Annotated in this window: 13 protein-coding genes; 5 read left to right on the plus strand and 8 right to left on the minus strand. The window is 66.5% G+C overall.

Going from position 1 to position 16,884, the window contains the following annotated elements:
* Entirely contained in the window at window positions 1-1,161 is a 1,161-nt protein-coding gene (locus tag OVA31_RS15080; RefSeq protein ID WP_267627429.1) for an acyl-CoA dehydrogenase family protein, read from the plus strand.
* Between the two features lie 111 nt (window positions 1,162-1,272).
* Here the strand turns inward: OVA31_RS15080 and OVA31_RS15085 are convergent, their stop codons facing one another.
* The gene (locus OVA31_RS15085) at window positions 1,273-2,349 is read right to left on the minus strand and encodes an ABC transporter substrate-binding protein (protein WP_267627430.1); all 1,077 of its coding nucleotides are present in this window, start codon (window positions 2,347-2,349) and stop codon (window positions 1,273-1,275) included.
* Here OVA31_RS15085 and OVA31_RS15090 point away from each other — a divergent pair.
* Window positions 2,342-2,665 carry a hypothetical protein gene (locus OVA31_RS15090; RefSeq protein WP_267627431.1) on the plus strand — a complete coding sequence of 108 codons (324 nt, stop codon included), beginning with the start codon at window positions 2,342-2,344 and terminating at the stop codon, window positions 2,663-2,665. The genes OVA31_RS15085 and OVA31_RS15090 overlap by 8 nt on opposite strands.
* Here OVA31_RS15090 and OVA31_RS15095 read toward each other — a convergent pair.
* From OVA31_RS15095 to OVA31_RS15105, 3 genes are read right to left on the minus strand one after another with little or no spacing between them, the layout of a single operon-like run.
* The gene (locus OVA31_RS15095; protein ID WP_267627432.1) at window positions 2,659-3,426 is read right to left on the minus strand and encodes an ABC transporter ATP-binding protein; all 768 of its coding nucleotides are present in this window, start codon (window positions 3,424-3,426) and stop codon (window positions 2,659-2,661) included. The genes OVA31_RS15090 and OVA31_RS15095 overlap by 7 nt on opposite strands.
* Complete coding sequence (locus tag OVA31_RS15100) at window positions 3,423-6,194, minus strand: branched-chain amino acid ABC transporter permease/ATP-binding protein (RefSeq protein WP_267627433.1); 2,772 nt, start codon at window positions 6,192-6,194, stop codon at window positions 3,423-3,425. Before OVA31_RS15100 ends, OVA31_RS15095 begins: the two co-directional genes overlap by 4 nt.
* 42 nt (window positions 6,195-6,236) lie before the next feature.
* Window positions 6,237-7,481 carry an ABC transporter substrate-binding protein gene (locus tag OVA31_RS15105; protein ID WP_267627434.1) on the minus strand — a complete coding sequence of 415 codons (1,245 nt, stop codon included), beginning with the start codon at window positions 7,479-7,481 and terminating at the stop codon, window positions 6,237-6,239.
* A gap of 472 nt (window positions 7,482-7,953) precedes the next feature.
* Between OVA31_RS15105 and OVA31_RS15110 the strand changes: the two genes are divergently transcribed.
* The 3 genes from OVA31_RS15110 to OVA31_RS15120 are packed head-to-tail and all read left to right on the plus strand — an operon-like array spanning window position 7,954 to window position 12,036.
* Window positions 7,954-8,955 carry a nitronate monooxygenase family protein gene (locus tag OVA31_RS15110; RefSeq protein WP_324290112.1) on the plus strand — a complete coding sequence of 334 codons (1,002 nt, stop codon included), beginning with the start codon at window positions 7,954-7,956 and terminating at the stop codon, window positions 8,953-8,955.
* Window positions 8,955-9,737, plus strand: a complete 783-nt coding sequence (locus OVA31_RS15115; protein WP_267627436.1) for an enoyl-CoA hydratase-related protein — start codon at window positions 8,955-8,957, stop codon at window positions 9,735-9,737. The genes OVA31_RS15110 and OVA31_RS15115 overlap by 1 nt, the downstream gene beginning before the upstream one ends.
* 1 nt (window position 9,738) lies before the next feature.
* Window positions 9,739-12,036 (plus strand): acyl-CoA dehydrogenase family protein, encoded by a 2,298-nt coding sequence (locus OVA31_RS15120; protein WP_267627437.1) that lies wholly within the window; start codon window positions 9,739-9,741, stop codon window positions 12,034-12,036.
* Between the two features lie 113 nt (window positions 12,037-12,149).
* Here OVA31_RS15120 and OVA31_RS15125 read toward each other — a convergent pair whose 3' ends face one another.
* The 4 genes from OVA31_RS15125 to OVA31_RS15140 are packed head-to-tail and all read right to left on the minus strand — an operon-like array spanning window position 12,150 to window position 16,615.
* Window positions 12,150-13,346, minus strand: coding sequence for a cytochrome P450 (locus tag OVA31_RS15125; protein WP_267627438.1), 1,197 nt, complete (start codon window positions 13,344-13,346; stop codon window positions 12,150-12,152).
* A 48-nt stretch (window positions 13,347-13,394) separates the two neighbouring features.
* Window positions 13,395-14,228, minus strand: a complete 834-nt coding sequence (locus OVA31_RS15130) for an NAD(P)-dependent oxidoreductase (RefSeq protein WP_267627439.1) — start codon at window positions 14,226-14,228, stop codon at window positions 13,395-13,397.
* A 47-nt stretch (window positions 14,229-14,275) separates the two neighbouring features.
* On the minus strand, window positions 14,276-15,745 hold the full coding sequence (locus OVA31_RS15135) for an aldehyde dehydrogenase family protein (protein WP_267631548.1): 1,470 nt from the start codon (window positions 15,743-15,745) through the stop codon (window positions 14,276-14,278).
* A gap of 12 nt (window positions 15,746-15,757) precedes the next feature.
* A complete protein-coding gene (locus OVA31_RS15140) occupies window positions 15,758-16,615 on the minus strand; it encodes a mycofactocin-coupled SDR family oxidoreductase (RefSeq protein WP_267627440.1) in 858 nt (285 codons plus the stop codon).
* Window positions 16,616-16,884: the final 269 nt, after the last annotated feature.

Here is a 16,884-nt window from a genome sequence, read left to right on the forward strand (position 1 = left end):
GTGCCGCAACGCTTCTACGACGATGATCACGAGGCCTTCCGGCAGGTCGTCCAGAGCTTTGTCGCCCGCGACGTGACACCGAATCTGGATGCATGGGAAGAGAACCGCGAAACCGGCCGCGAGGTGTGGAAGGCTGCCGGCGCTCTGGGAATCCTCGGCGTGCGAACGCCCGAGGAGTATGGCGGCGGTGGTGCCGGGGACTATCGGTTCCGGTGTGTCGTCCAGGAAGAACTGGCACGTGTCGGTGCCGCCTCCCTGGCGTCGGGCTTCTCGATCAACGAGGACATCGTCGGGTCGTACCTCAACGAGCTCGGGACCGACCGGCAGAAGCGCGACTGGCTGCCCGGGATGGCACAGGGCGACGTGGTCGCGTCGATCGCGATGTCCGAGCCGTCCGCCGGAAGCGATCTGCGCGGCATGAAGACCACGGCGGTACGCAGCGGTGACGACTGGATCATCAACGGCGCCAAGACGTTCATCACGAGCGGATATTCATCGGATGTGGTCCTCACCGCGGCGCGGACCGGCGAGAAGGACGGCCGACCACAGCTGTCGCTGATCCTGGTGCCGACCACCGCGCCGGGCTTCGAGCGCGGTCGGAAATTGCGGAAGCTCGGCCTGCATGCCCAGGACACCGCCGAGATCTCCTTCAGTGATGTCCACGTGCCGGGCGAGAACCTGGTCGGCGCCGAGGGACGTGGCTTCCATCATCTCACGGCGCAACTCCCGCTCGAACGCCTCTCGATCGCGTGGCGGGCGCTGGCCGCCGCCGAGGCTGCGCTCGATTGGACCGTCCGGTACACGAGCGAGCGCAAGGCATTCGGTACGCGGATCATTGACTTCCAGAACACCAGATTCTCACTCGCCGAGATGACCACCGAGGTCGAGATCACCCGAGCATTCCTCGAGCAGGGCATCCTGGCGCTCAACGCAGGCGAGTTCGACGCCACGCTGGGCGCCAAGGCGAAATGGTGGACCACCGAATTGCAGAACCGGGTCATCGACCGGTGTCTGCAGATGCACGGCGGATACGGCTACATGGACGAGTACCCGATCTCGCGCGCCTACGCGGATGCCCGTGTTCAGACCATCGTCGGTGGCACCACCGAGATCATGAAGGAGATCATCGGCCGCGATCTCGCGAGCCGCCACCCGGGCTGACCCGTCCGTCCGGCGGCCGCGCCGGCATCGCGGGACCGAAAAGTTCTGCGGCACCGGAGGACATCTCCGGTGCCGCAGATCTGCTGTGGATGCGTGATCAACCAGTCGGCATCACTGCTTCGCCACGCTGACCTTGGTCGGATCGGTGAGCTTGCCGTCTTTCATCGTGAGCACGATCATCGTGTCGCCGCACAGCGACTTCAGGCCGGGAATCGCTGTTCCGTCACAGGTGAACGTGATGCCGTCGCCGGCAGGCAGTACGACGTCCTTGGCCGTCCTGATGGCGTTGCCGATGGTCTGCTGATCGACCTCGCCGGTCAGCCCCGCGGTCGCCCGCACCAATCCGAGCATGCCCTGGTAACCCGTGACGGCGTAGCCCTGCGTGGCGGTCTCCGGAGAGTACTTCTCCATGACCGTCCGATACAGGACGCTCTCCGGATTGTCGGAAACCGTGTCGGCGCTGCTGAAGACCCGGAGGTTCTCTACGCCCGTGGCGCCGACGGCCTGCACGACCTCGGGAGCCGCGCACGTCTGCGGTGAGATCGGGATGGCCTTGGAACCAAGGGTGTTCAGTGCCTTCAGGACCGACGTGCAGACCGTCGATTCGCCGTAGACCAGTACGCCGTCCGGATCGGCGTCGAGGCCTGCGCTCACCTGGGGCGTCGCGTCGGCGGTGCCGAACGGGATGGTGATCAGCTTGAACTTGATGCCGGCGGCCTCGAACGCGGGCCCGCCCATCCTCGTCAACGATCCGGTCGCGGCCGGACTGTCGATGCTGTAGGCCACCACCGACTTCATGCCCTGTTCCTTGGCGAACCGCGCCATCGCCTGCGACGTGTTGGAGCCGGCCGTCCAGACATACGAGTTGTCGCTGGTGATCTCCGCCTGGCTGCCACCGAGGGCTGTCACGTACGAGATGCCCGCCTTGGTGATGATCGGCGCAATGATGCTACCCAGGCCGGTGTTGGTGACGACCACCGCCGGGACCTTCTGCTCGACCATCTGATTTGCGCAGTTGCGGGCGGACACAGGGTCCTCCTGCTCCTTGCAGATGACCAGTTCGATGGGTCGGCCGGCGATCCCCCCGAGGTTCTCGTTGGCGTATTTCGTTGCCGCCTCGGCGGCCTCGCGGGTCTCCGGCAGCGACATCGCCTGGCCGCCCTCGTTGGCGATGAGGCCGATGCGCACCGGCGCACCCGATGCCACCTTTCCGGCGAAGGCGCCCGAGGGCACGGCAGCGCTGCTGTCGCCGCCGCTGCTACTGCTGTCTGAGTCGTCGTCGCTGCTGCACGCTGTCACAGTGGCAAACAGCACCGCTACTGCGGCCGCGGCGACGATCCGCGTGGTGTACGGACGGCGGGCGGATTTCATGGGGATCCCTTTCGGCGTCGCGGCGACTTGCCGCGATTTCGTGGTACGTCAGGAGCTGCTCATCGGTTTCGTTCGCGAAATGGTCGGATTCGCAATTTCTTCGGTGGTTCCAGAAGCGCGGAGACGCTACTGAATTGAGTCGGCGGGAACCTTGGGATCTGTACTCCCTCCCTTGTCCTCCTGGGCGCCCAGGTAGGCCTGCTCGATGCGTTCGGGTGTTGCGGCGAGCGTTCGGGCGGCGCCCCGGAGGACGTTCACCCCGTGCCGGAGGACCAGTGCGGTGTCGGCGACTTCGAGAGCAAGGTGGACATGCTGTTCCACGAGGATCACCGCGGTGCCGGTGTCGTCGGCGACCTGGCGCATCACCGGCAGCAGACGCTCGACGATCACGGGCGCGAGTCCCATGCTCAGCTCGTCGATCAGCAGGACGCCGGGGTGTTGGGCCAATGCGCGACCGATCGCCAGCATCTGTTGTTCGCCTCCGGACAACGCGCCGGCCTGGACACGCAGGCGATCGCGGAGGCCGGGGAAGTAGTCGAGGATCGCGTCGCGTTCGGCCGTCCATCTGCGTCGAGCACGGACGGCGAGCCGGAGGTTCTCCTCGACGGTCAGCGTGGTGAACAGCTCCCGGTTGTCGGGGACGAGAACGAGTCCCGCGCGCGACGCGGCCCGTGCGTGCCCCGCCTTCACCACGGTCCCGTCCACCTCGACCGTGCCGCCGAGGCTGGGCAACAGGCCGGCGAGTGTCAGCATCGCAGTGGTTTTCCCCGCCCCGTTGGGGCCGAGCAGGGCGAGGACCTCGCCCCGCTGGACCTCCAGATCGAGATCGCGCACGCACGGACGGCCTTTCGCGTATCCGGCCTGGAGACCGTCGCATCGGAGAACCGTGGTCATGCCGTCACCTCCTTGCCGCTGTGCGTCGCGCCGAGGTAGGCGCGGGTGACCTCCGGGTTGCTGCGCACCTCGTCCGGGGTGCCGATCGCGATCCGCTTCCCCAGATCGAGCACCACGATCCGATCGCATACCTCGAGGACCAACTCCATGTCGTGATCGACCATGACGATGGTGGTCCCGGCGTCGCGGATCGCCCGCAGTCGGTGCCCCAGCCAGACGCTCTCGGTGGTGTCGAGCCCCGCCGCGGGTTCGTCGAGTAGCACCACCTGCGGCCTGCCCGCCAGGGCACGGGCCACAGAGACGAGTTGTCGCTGGCCCTGCGAGAGTTCCCGGACCGGACGATCGGCCACCTTGTCGAGGTGCAGGACCTCGAACAGGTGGTTCATCTGCCCGGTGTCGAGCGGTGGATTGCCGGAGCCCCGGTGCAGCGATGCGGTGGTACCGACCGACACGTTCTCGCGGACCGACAAGTCGTCGTACAGGTCGATGCCCTGGAACGTGCGGCCGAGTCCCGCCCGACTGCGTTGGTGTGCGCGTCGTCCGTCGAGCGAGTGGCCGGCGAGCGACACCGTGCCGTCGGCGTCGGCGAACCCGCTGATCGCGTCGATGAACGTCGTCTTGCCCGCACCGTTGGGTCCGATGAGGCCGATGATCTCGCCTGCGCGCACATCGAAGGACACATCGTCGAGGGCCGTGATCCCGCCGTAGCGGACCCCGATGCCATGCGTGGACAGGACGACGTCGCCGACCTCACGGGCTGTGCCGCGGTAGATCTCGTCGTCCGTCAGTTCCACATCGAGGTCGGTTCCGAGCGCAGTCGCACCCGACGACCTGCCCAGCCGGGTCCGGAGTTGCCCGATGCGCTTGTAGACGTCGGAGATGATGCCCTCCGGGTTGGCGATCACGGTGATGACGAGCAGGATTCCGGTGATCACCGAGTAGTACTCGCCGACGTTCGCCACCCGGTCGAGGAAGACGAAGAGGATGCCACCGGCACCCATGATGCCGGCGAGCATGGCCCCCGAGACGCAGGTGATACCGGCCAGATAGCAGACCGCGAACATTGCGATCCCGCCGATGGCCGTGAAGGCCTCCGGAACGGCCATGGTCTGTTGATAGGCCATCAGCGACCCGCCGATACCCGCGATGAACGCGCCGATCGCGAACGCGACCAACTTGGTTCGTGACACGTTGATCCCCGAGGCTGCGGCCGACCGCTCATTCGCCCGGATCGCGAGCATCGAGGCGCCGAGCCTGCTGGTGCGCAACCGGACCACGGCCAGTGCCGTCACGATGAGGACGATGAGGCAGACCACGCCGAAGGCGATGCGCGGATAGGAGTCACCCGAGCCGATCCCGAGATCGAGACCGAACAGCGACGGGTCAGATACGTGCGCGCCGTCGATGCCGCCGTTGAACGTGTTGTTGCGGAACCAGAATGCCTCCAGGAACACCGCGAGGCCCAGCGTGACGACGGCAACCGGCAAACCGCGGATGCGCAGGGCGGGGAGGCCCACGACGACTCCGACGACGGTGGCGACGAGTGCCGCGAGGATCGGCGCGAACGGGAAGGGAATGCCCATGTCTCCCGTGAATCTGCTCAGCATGAACGCGCCGACACCGCCGAGCGTCAACTGCGCCAACGAGATCTGCCCCGCGAACCCCGTGACGACCACCTGTGAGAGCGCGATGATGGCCAGGGTGAACGTCATGATGATCGCACCGCGATAGCTGCCCTGGGTGAACATCAGGAACACGAGGGCGATCACCGTCCAGATCGAACCGATGACGAGTGAGTTCCTCGGCCGTGGAGCCGCGCCGAGCGTGTTCTGGATGATCGCGCCGCGACTGGGCAGCGGCTTGCCGCGGAACACGAGGAACACGAGGATGAGCACGAGTGGGATCAACTCGGCCATGCCGGATTGTGGCATCCAGTCGATCGTCGACTGCAGGTGCGTCATCTCCGACTGCAGGACACCGATCCCGAGCCCGGCGGCAACCGCCGGGCCGATCGCGCTGAAGTTGCCCACCAGGGCCGCGGCCAGCGCCGGCACGATGAACAAGGTGTACGACACGGGGATGAGGGGCACGATCGGAGCGATCAGGATGCCGGACAGGCCGGCGATCATGGTGCTCAGCGCCCAGTTGGCGTAGGCGATCCGCTCTGGCGACAGGCCGGTCACGAGTGCGCCGGTCTCGGTCTCGGCCGCTGCCCGGGTAGCCAGCCCGAAGCGGGTGAGCCGGAATGCGAGGATCAACAGCACCGTGAGCGCGACGACGATACCGGCGAACCACAGGCGGTCGACTGGGACCCGGATGTCGCCGAAGGTGACGATCCCGGTCGGGAGGATCGGATCGACGGAGACCGGCGTGGTCCCGACGCGCGCCGCGAGCAACGCCTGTATTGCGAGCATGAGAGCGATGGAGGCGACGGCCTTGGCGGTCGCGGGCGCCGTTCGCAACAGCCGGAACACGGCGAAGTACAACAAGACTCCGAGGGCCGCGGCGATGGCCAGCGAGATCACCATCGCCGGGAGGACATCCAGCTCTCCGCCCAAGTCGACCGTCTTCGGGAAGCCGGGGACCGGGATGAGGAGCTCACCGTTGCGGAGATAGGCGAACGTGTAGGCGATGTAGAGGGCGACGGCCCCGGTCGCAAAGTTCACCACGCCGGAACTGCGGTAGGTCATGACCAGGGCGAGGGCCAGCGCCGCGTACACGGCGCCGTTGCCCAGGCCCAGGAACAAGAACTGGATGTCTTGTGTCATCGCATTGCCTCTTGATCGGTGGGCGGATTGGTCACCCTCGCGCTACTGACCGCCGACGATCTGCGCATCGACGAGCTTGCCGTCCTGGAGTGTCGCCACCACAGATCCCTTGCCGCACACCGCTTTCATCTGCGGGCTGGCAGTGCCGTCGCAGGTGAAGGTGAGACCATCGCCGGCCGGGAGCACGACGTCTTTCGCGGTTCGGATCGCACCGGCGACCGCGGCGGGGGAGGTGTCGGCGCCGTCGAGAGATCGGGTCGCGCGGACCAGGCCCAGCACACCCTGGTACCCGACGTAGGCGTAACCCGAGATGTCCGTGTCCGGTGCATACTTGGCAATGACACTGCGGTACAGGGTGGCCTCGGGGTTGTCGCCGGTGGTCTGGGCGGCAGTGAAGATCTTGGTGCCGTTGATGTTCGAGCCGACGGCGGTGACGACATCCGGGGTGGCGCATGCCTGGATGCCCATCTTCTCACCCGAGAAGCCGAGCGTGCCGAGCGACTTCAGCGCTGCCGTGCAGAGGGTGCCCTCGCCGACCACGACCACTCCTTCGGGCGAGTCCGCAAGGCCGGCGCTGACCTGCGGCGTGGCGTCCGGGGTTCCCGGCGGGATGGTCACGATCTTCAGATCGACGCCACTGGCCTTGAAGGCGGGTGCGCCGATCGCCTTGAGCCCGTTGACCGCCGCCGGGACGTCGATGGTGTAGGCCGTGACGTGCTTCATGTTCTCGCTCTTGGCGTGTGCGGCCATCGCCTGCAGACTCGACGGGAAGCCACCGGTCCACAGGAACGCGTTGTTCGAGGTCAGTTCCTGCATGCTCTGGCCGGAGGCCGACACGTAGGGTATGCCGGCGCCGGTGATGATGGGAACCAGCACGTCACCCTGACCGGTCGTGGTCACCACCACCGCGGACACCTTCTCCTCGACCATCCGGTTCGCACAGTCGCGTGCGGACGTGGGTTCTTCGGCGTTCTTGCACTCCACCAGGTTGATCTTGTGACCGCCGATCCCACCGAGCTGCTCGTTCGCGTACTGAGCCGCCGCCTCGGCGGCCATGCGATTATCGGGTTGCGAGATCGCCTGGCCACCTTCGTTGTTGATCAGTCCGATCTTGATCTCGCCACCGGTGGCCGCCTTGCCGGGGAATGATGCGGGCGGGGCCGCTACATCGGACTGGGCAGTGGAATCGCTGCTCTCTCCGCCGCATGCGGTCAGTGCCGTCGCGGCAGCGATCGCGAAGGAAGCCGCCAGCACGCCGGCGGGACGAAGGCCACGCAGAGGATTCATCGGTATTCCTTTGGTAGTCGGTCCCGCCGGCGGATGGATCAGGCAACCGGGTGTCGGATGTGGATGTGTATCGCCGGTAGATGACCTAGCTAACTATGTATGTTTCGGTACTATCGCACATCGGCCGACCACGCGGAACAGGTTTATCGAACTATCTCTGCAGGCGGGACCGAGGGTTGACGGTGTTTCTGCGCTATGCCGAGGTTCAGGTCACGCGTTCGGGGGTGTGGCGAGTCCGAGTGCCTCCGGGTCGGGGATGAGACAAGGTCATATAAGTTAGTGTCCCGAGGGACATGAGGAGCGTCCCAGCTCTCTTCGGGGCCTCGGCCGAACCGGCGGATGATCGACGGCGACCCGGTTGCGTGGGGTCACATAGACAACTATGTTATATATGTTGCCGCGGTGAGTCACCGCAGTGCCGCGACCCACCGTCACCCGAGGGCGGAAGCTGCTCGGGTACTAGGAGTTGTCAATGCTCACAACACGTTTGACCGAGCTGTTCGGCATCGAGCATCCGATCGTGCAAGGCGGGATGATGTTCGTCGGCCGCGCCGCGCTGGCGGCCGCGGTGTCGAATGCCGGCGGCCTCGGAATCATCACCGCGCTCACCCAGCCGACCCCGGATGACCTGGCTGCGGAGATCGAGCGCTGTAAATCTCTGACCGACAGACCCTTCGGTGTCAACCTCACACTCACCCTCTCGATCAATCCACCGCCCTTCGCCGAGTACCGCCGGGTGATCATCGAGTCGGGTGTCGGGGTGGTCGAGACCGCAGGTTCGGATCCCACCGAACACATCGAACACCTCAAGGAACACGGGATCACCGTGATCCACAAGTGCACGAGTGTGGCGCATGCACTCAAGGCCGAACGGATCGGCGCGGACGCGGTGAGCATCGACGGCTTCGAATGTGCCGGGCACCCAGGTGAGGACGACATCCCCGGGCTCGTCCTCATCCCGGCGACCGCGGACGCCATCTCGATTCCGTTCGTCGCCTCGGGCGGTTTCGCCGATGGCCGTGGCCTCGCGGCGGCGCTCTCCCTCGGTGCGGACGGGATCAACATGGGGACGCGGTTCATGTGCACCCAGGAGAGTCCCGTGCACGACAACATCAAAGAACTGATCGTCGGGGCGACCGAGCGCGACACCCGGCTCATCATGCGGCAGCTACGGAACAGCATGCGGGTCGCCAAGAACACCGTGAGCGAGGAGGTCGTCGAGGTGCTGCAGCGTGGCGGCCGGTTCCGCGACATCAAGGACATGGTCGCGGGCGTCCGCGGGCGACGCGTCTTCGCCGAAGGAGACCCGGAACTGGGTATCTGGACGGTCGGTCTCGCACAGGGGCTCATTCACGATGTTCCGACCGCGGGCGACGTGGTCCGACGCAGTGCGGAGGAAGCAGAGCGCGTGATCGAGGGACTGGGGAAGATGATCGTAGGGGAATCACTCGTCACCGCGCGAGGGCCGAAGTGATGACCGGGAAGACCACACCTGAGGTGTCGGAGACACCGCCACTGCTGGTCGAGCGCGTCGATCAGGTGACGGTCTTGACCCTGAATCGTCCGGAACGCCGGAATGCGATCAACCGTGACATGCGCCGGGCGATCAAGAAGGAGTTGTGGCGTGCCGACGACGACCCCGACGTCCACGTGGTGGTCGTCAGCGGTGCGGGCAGTTCGTTCTCGTCCGGTGTCGACCTCCCGGAGGCGCTCTCGGGGCCGTCGCCGCGGACGGAGGGCCCGACACCGACGCAGGTGCTCCGCGCCATCTCCAAGCCGGTCATCGCCGCCGTCAACGGGCCTTGTTACACCGGAGGTTTCGAGCTCGCTGTCAACTGTTCGTTCATCATCGCATCGGAACAGGCCACCTTCGCCGACACGCATGCACAGATCGGACTGCTCAACGGGTGGGGTGGCAGCGCTCTGCTGCCCCGCACGGTCGGCCTGGCCGCTGCCATCCAGATCATCCTGAGCGGAGAACCGATCGATGCCGACACGGCGTTGCGGATCGGGTTGGCCAACGAGGTCGTGGCGCACGATCGCCTGCTGGACCGAACGCTCGAGATCGCGCACACGATAGCGGTCGGGCATCCCGGTGCCGTGCAACGGATGCTGCGTCTGCTGAAGGACGGCGCGGGCGCTTCGGTCACCGAGGCCCTCGCGCTCGAGGCCGAGGCGGCTGTGTCGTTCCGTACGACGGGCTCCGACATCACCGAGCGATACGGCCGGCGGCGGTCGGCGGCGAAGGGTTCCTGACGTGACCACCGATAGTGCGCGGCTCACCGGTGGAACCGGAGTCGGCGAGACTGCTGCACCGTGGCGTGAGCGGCTGGCGTCGCTGCTGGACGACTACACCCGGCGACCACGCCCGGGCACCTCTCGTGCCCGGTTCGATGCCGCGGTCGCCTGGCAATCCGAACTGGTGGACGCCGGCCTCGCGGCGCCTGGCTGGCCGGTGTCGGCAGGCGGCATGGGACTCGACCTCGACGATCAGCTCGACTACTACCGGATGACCTCGGCGGCGCGGGCCCCGAAACATCCCTGCAGCCTGTCGTTCATCGTCGCCCCGACCCTGATCGTCCACGGCACACAGCAGCAACGGGACCGCTACCTCGAACCACTGCTGCGCGCCGACGAGTTCTGGTGCCAGGGATTCTCCGAGCCCGGGGCCGGAAGCGATCTCGCGTCCCTCTCCACCCGTGCGGTCGCCGACGACGACGTGTATCGGGTGACCGGACAGAAGATCTGGACGACGATGGCCGACCGGGCCGACTGGATCTTCGCCCTGGTGCGGACGGGGCCGCCCGGCCGCGGGACCGCGGGTATCACCTACCTCCTCATCGCCATGGACTCGCCCGGCGTCGAGGTGCGTCCGCTGCGGGACGCGGCAGGCGGACACCATTTCGCGGAGGTGTTCTTCGACGATGTCGAGGTGCCCATGACGAACCGGGTGGGGGAGGAGGGGGAGGGCTGGTCGATCATGCGGACCTCTCTCGGGCACGAACGCGCGACGGCGTTCCTCGCCGACGAGTTCCGGTACCGCAAGACCGTCGATCAGGTGCTGCGCCTGGCCGTCGAGCAGGGGCGCCGCGACGATCCCCTCGTCCGGCAGCAAGTCGCCGACCTGGAAACCGATGTCCGTACGATCGCGACCAACAGCGCTCGAGCACTGAGTGCGGTTCTACGACAGGAAGATCCCGGTGGTGTCGCCTCGATCAATCGCCTCGTCAAGTCCGAGTTCGAGCAGCGACTGCACCGCCTCGCACTCCGGTTGACCGGGCCGGGCGCCGCCCTGGGTAGTCGGTCTGCCGGCGCGGTCGATGGTGGTCGATGGACGTACGGGTACCTGATGTCCCGGGCCTCGACCATCGGTGCCGGCACCGCGGAGATCCAGCGGAACACCATCGCGGAGACGGTTCTCGGCCTGTCATCGCACCGCGGTGAGGGACGTCGCGATCGGGTGGTGGAACCGGGACGCCCGTTGGCGACGCCGGAGAGCGATGAGCGCGCCGTCCGTTCGGCGGTCGCAGGCGTGGTGCGTTCCCGCGTCGACACCGACCGCATTCTCCACGGCCGTGTGGACACCGCCGAACTCTGGGATGCGCTCGTCGATTTCGGTCTGCCCGGACTCGCCGCACCCGAATCCCTCGGCGGTGGTGGCGCTTCGCCGCGGCTGCTGTGTGCGGCGATCGAGGAGGCGGCATACCGACTCGCCCCGGTTCCGCTTGTCCCCACCGTGGCCGCGCTCGCCTTGCTGCTCGCGTCCGGCGCCGAGGCCGCGGCCGTGCCGGTGATCGCCGGAGCACGTTGCGCCGTCGCCGTGGCCGTCGATGACTCCGGATGGCGCCTGGACGATACGGCTCCCACGGTGACCGACGGAGTGCTGACCGGTGTCGTGGACCGCGTCGTCGGGGTAACCGACGCCCAGATCCTCGTGGTCGTGGCGCGCAGCGCCGACACCGGGGACGCGGCCGTGGTGACCGTCGAGCCCGCGGATGCGGTGGTCACCCGGCAGGATCCGCTCGATCTCACGTCGTCGGTCGGTGCGGTATCCCTCGACGGTGTCCGTGGCGACGTGGTCGCGGTCGGGCCACAGGCCCGGCGCGGAATCGAAGAGGCACAGCGGATCGCACATCTGGCGATCGCTGCCGATTCGGTGGGCGTCGCCAATCGTGCCCTCGCCATGGCCGTCGACTGGGCCGGACAGCGGGAGCAGTTCGGCCGGACCATCGGATCGTTCCAGGCGGTGTCTCATCGCTGCGCCGACATGCTCGTCGAAGCGGAGGGCGCACGGAACCAGGTCCTCGCGGCCGCCGATCTCGACGGCGACAGCGTGGAAGCGGAACTGTCGGCTCAGCTGGCTGCGGCGCATGCACTGAGTGCTGCGGTCCGCGTGACCGAGTCATGCGTGCAGGTGCACGGCGGCATCGGCTTCACCTGGGAGCACCCCGCACATCTGCTACTGAGGCGGGCCCTCGCCAACGAGGCCTGGTGCGCGCGACCAGAATCCCTTCGCGATCAGGCTGCCGGCCGGGTGTTGGCGCAGTACTCCTGAGCGAACAGGCGTGAGCACTCGTACCGTCGGGCTGGGCGGGACAGCGCTCGCAGACCCGGCCGGCCGCGTGATCGATCACGCGGCCGGCCGGTGTCATGCGGGAACAGTTCGGTTCAGACGTCCCACTCCAGGATGATGTTCCCGTTGGGGCCGAGTTGGCCGCCGGACTCCGTCGGATGCGATTCCGGAGACAGCCGATAGTTCGGGATGTACCGGTGCCATTCCTCGAGGGCGATCCGCAGCTCGCGTCGCGCGAGGTGGGAGCCGAGGCAGCGATGTGGTCCGGCGCCGAAGGCGATGTGATTGTTCGGGCTGCGGTCCAGGTGAACCTCTTTGGCGTCCTCGTAGACCGATTCATCCCGGGTCGCCAGGTTGAGCGGTAAGCACACCATTTCCCCGGCCTTGATCGGGCATCCGGAGATCTCGGTGTCCTCGAGGACCTTTCGCGATGGGATCACGATCGCGAACGCGCGCAACATCTCCTCGATCGCCGAGGGGATCAGCTCGGGATCCTCGACGATCGCCTGCCGGTCCTCCTGGTGTGTCGACATATGGAGGAAGGTCGTCCCGAGGGTGGCGGTGACCGTGTCCAGACCTGCCATGAACATCAGGATGCAGAACGACTCCAGATCTTCCTGCGTCGCAGGCGCGTCGTCGATCTCGAAGGCGATGGCCTTGCTGATCAGATCGTCCTTCGGTTCCGCGCGCCGCTCGTCGATGAGCCCGCGGAAGTACTCGGTCAACTCGACAGTCGCCACCCCGCGTCGGCGAGCGGTCTCCTCGGCGTCGCCGGACACATGCAGGATCTCGTCTTCCCAGTGCAGGAACTTGTCGAGGTCCTCGAACGGCATCCCCATCAACTCGAGAAAAATGAACGACGGGTACTGGAGTGCGAAGTCCTGCATGAAGTCGCACTTGCCCTTCACCGCAATCGACTTGATCAACGAGACGGCACGCTCGCGAACCTTGTCCTCGAGTCCCTCGACGTTCTTCGGCGAGAACAACGGATTGAGCTGCTTACGCCACTGTTTGTGCTCGGTGCCGTCGAGCATCTGTGGGATCCAGCGGAATGTCGGGTTCGGATTGAACACGGTGACTGCCGTATTGGAGAAGACCTTGGCGTTCTGGTACGCCTTCAGGATGTCCTCGTACCGCGTGACGATGTAGTGTCCGTTGGCGAACTCGTTGCGTATGACGGGGGCCTCGTCACGCAGGTCGTCGTAACGGGCGAGCTTCTCGCCGAAGGGCAGTTCGGCATAGTGATTGAACTCGTGGATCGGGCACGTCGATGCGGATTCGGTTGTGCTCATGATCTCCTCCTGTGGTCGTGATCGGTGGTGGCCCGGTGGGGGTGCGGTTCAGTGGGTGTGCGCGGCCGACACCGGCTCGCCGAGGTCCATCGGTCCGAGCCGAGCGGCGGCGAGCAGCTCACCGATGTCGACCTCGAGGTCATCTGCCGCCGTGGTCGCGGCATCGAGGTCCTTGGTCAGATACCGGGATATCCGACGGCTGTAGGCTTCTGCGTCATCGCCGGAGGCGGCGATGTACCGGGATGCGGCGCTACCGCCACTCGCATCCGCGAGCAGGTCGAGGAACGCGCCCTCAGTGATGCCGAGGTCGGTGGCCGCCTTCAGCGCAGACAGCGTCACCTGGGTGCACGCGGCGAACAGGGCATTGTTGAGCAACTTCGCCGACAACGCCGCACCGGATGGGCCCATCCGGTGAATCGTGGCCGCGTACGCCGCGACGATCTCGGCGGAGCGGGTCATCGCGTCGTCGGCGCCGGCGAGTAGCACCGTGAGCGTGCCCTGCCGGATCAGCTCGGGCGTCCCGCTGAACGGCGCATCGACGACGGCCACCTCCCGCGGATCGCCGATCCCTTTGAGGCGCCGGATGGTACGGGGGCTCCCCGTAGTGTGCGAGACGAACACGGAACCCGGCGCCATCCGTTCGATGATCCCGCAGGCGACCTCGGTCAACTGGGCGTCGTCGAAGACACAAGCGATGACGACGTCCGATGTCGCGAGATCTTCGGCAGCAGGGACCATCGTTGCGCCGAGCCGTGTCAGGCGATCACGGACCTCGGGCCGCCGGGCGAACACCGCAGGATGTCGGCCCGCGGCGAGCAGGCGTTCGACCATGGGCTCGCCGATCTTTCCCGCTCCGACGAATCCGATCCGCGTGTGGTCCATACAGTTTCCTCGTGGTCGTGTGGTGATCGGCGGGTCGAGGTGGCCCCTCAGCCCGCCGCGACGCCCCAGATCATCGTCTTGGTCTGCAAGAACTCGTCCATGCCTGCCGCGCCGCGTTCGCGTCCGAGTCCGCTCTGCTTGTAGCCGCCGAAAGGGCCGTCGGGGTTCAGGCCGCCACCACCGCCGTTGATCGTGACGTACCCCGTACGGAGCTTCTGTCCGATCTGGTAGGCGCGGATGGGATCGTGTGCCCAGACCCCGCCGGCGAGTCCGTAATCACTGTCGTTCGCGATCCGCACGGCCTCGTCGTCATCGTCGAACGGCATCAGGATCATGACCGGCCCGAAGAATTCGCGTCGCGCGATGGTCATCGAGTTGTCGACGTCGACGAAAAGAGTCGGTTCGATGAAGAAGCCCGCGGTCAGATGCGCCGGTCGGCCACCGCCGACGGCCACGGTCGCGCCCTCGGCTATCCCGGTGGCGATCAGCTCTTCGACACGCGTTCGCTGGCCCGCGCTACCCAGCGGCCCCATCGTCGTGTCCGGGTGTGCCGGATCGCCGACGGTGACAGCCGCCAGCCGGTCCTTCACGAGTTCGAGCAGGTCGTCGAATCGCGATCGGTGCACGAGCGTCCGGGTGAGATATGCGCAACCCTGCCCGGCATGCAGAATGGTGTCCCGGATGACCGATTGGCTGGCGCGCGTGAGGTCGGCGTCGTCGCAGATGATGTTGGCGGACTTACCGCCGAGCTCGAGGACGACCTTCTTGAGTGTTGGCGCTGCCTGTTCGAAGACCTTGCGGCCCACGACGTCCGAGCCGGTGAAACTGACGACGTCGACCATGGGATTGGTGGTGAGCTCGGAGCCGGCGTCGACGTCGCCGGTGACGATGTTCAGGACACCGTCGGGAAGGCCTGCCTCCTGGGCGATCTCGCCGAGGATGAAGGCTTCCAGGGGTGTGGTCGGCGCGGGCTTGAGGACTGTCGTGCATCCGGCGGCGAGTGCCGGGCCCAGCTTCATCAGGTTGAGGAAGAACGGGAAGTTGTATGCGGAGACCAGCGCCGCGACGCCGAATGGCTCGCGCCGGACGACGCCCTGCCCGATACCCGCGCCGACCTGTGGTGGCAGGCCGACCTCCAGCGGGAACGTGGGCAGGATACGCTCGGCCATGTCGCGGAAGTGGGCCATCGGAATGCCCGTCTGAAAGGATTCGGCTCCTGCACGGGTACAGCCGGTCTCGGCGATGTTGAGCGCGACGATCTCGTCGCGGCGCTTCTCCATGGCCTCGGCCATTCGGATCAGGATCGCCGAACGCTCCCGGACGGACATGTGCGGCCAGGGGCCCTCGTCGAACGCGCGGCGGGCCGTCTCGATCGCCCGTACGGTGTCGGTTCGGCCCCCGACCGGCGCGACGCCGATGATCTCCTCGGTTGCCGGATTGATCACCGGCTCGACCCGGCCGGTGTCGCTGTCGACCCAGCTACCACCGATGAAGAGCCGGCGGTACTCCTTGAGCATGGACATCCGCTCCTACCTCAGCGAGTACGGGTTGGTGTGTGCCAGTGCGGTTCCGGCATCGATCTTCATCTGCATCCCGGTCACGAACTCCGCGTCATCGGACGCGAGGTAGAGGACCGCTTTGCTGACCTGTTCGGGTTCCACCCACGGCACGGGCATCGGCTGAATGGTCGCAAAGGCGTCGACCACGTCGTCGCGGGTCGGGGTCTCGAGATCCGGACGGAAGGTCTTGTACATCGGACCGCTGTGGAGCATGTCGGTGTTGCAGTTGGTGGGGTGGATGCAGTTGACTCGGATGGACTCGGGGGCGAGCGTCAACGCGAGATCGTGAACATACTGTGCGACCGCACGTTTCGAGTGTCCATAGGCGAATCCGCCCGGGCCCAGCACGTCGATCCCGCTGCCCTTCATCAACGCTGCCGCCGACCCGGTCGCGATGATCGATGCGCCGGACGACAGATAGGGGAAGGCGGCGCTGACCGTGTTGATCACGCCGACCAGATCGACGTCGACGGCATCGAGAAATGCTTTGCGTGCCACATCGCCGAGCGGGCAGATGCCTGCGTTGGCGACCACGATGTGGAGTCCGCCGAGCTCGTCGACGCCCTCCCGGATCGCGGTACGCAACTGACCGGGCTCGCGGACGTCGGCAATCGCGGTCAGGCAACGGCGATCCTCCTTCTCGACCAGGCGGCGCGTCTCGTCGAGATCGTCCTCGGTCGCGAGGCCGTATTCGTTGGTCTCGATATCCGCGCAGAGGTCGATCGCGATGATGTCGGCACCCGCGGCCGCGAGCGTGACCGCGTGACTGCGACCCTGACCGCGACCCGCGCCGGTGATCACCGCTACTCTGCCGTCCAACTTGCCCATCGTCCGATCTCCGTTCTGTCTCCTGGCCGTCGGGTCGGATCTGATCGACCGGCGTCCGACATATCTAAACTAGTTCAACTAGTACCGCCGCGGGCGCGTTCCTCGCAACGCCCGATACGGGCAGAATCGCAGCTGGTGCTGTGGTTCGGTGGTGACGTCCCGGTGATCGAGACACAGGGATGGCCCGTTCGGTCCGATAGGGAAGCCTCGTCTGAGTGGGGTGCCGAGCGTGCGTTGCCGTGCCCGCCGTCGGCTCTACATAGTTAAAC

It is taken from the genome of Gordonia sp. SL306 (assembly GCF_026625785.1).
In the GTDB taxonomy this organism is placed as follows: Bacteria; Actinomycetota; Actinomycetes; order Mycobacteriales; family Mycobacteriaceae; genus Gordonia.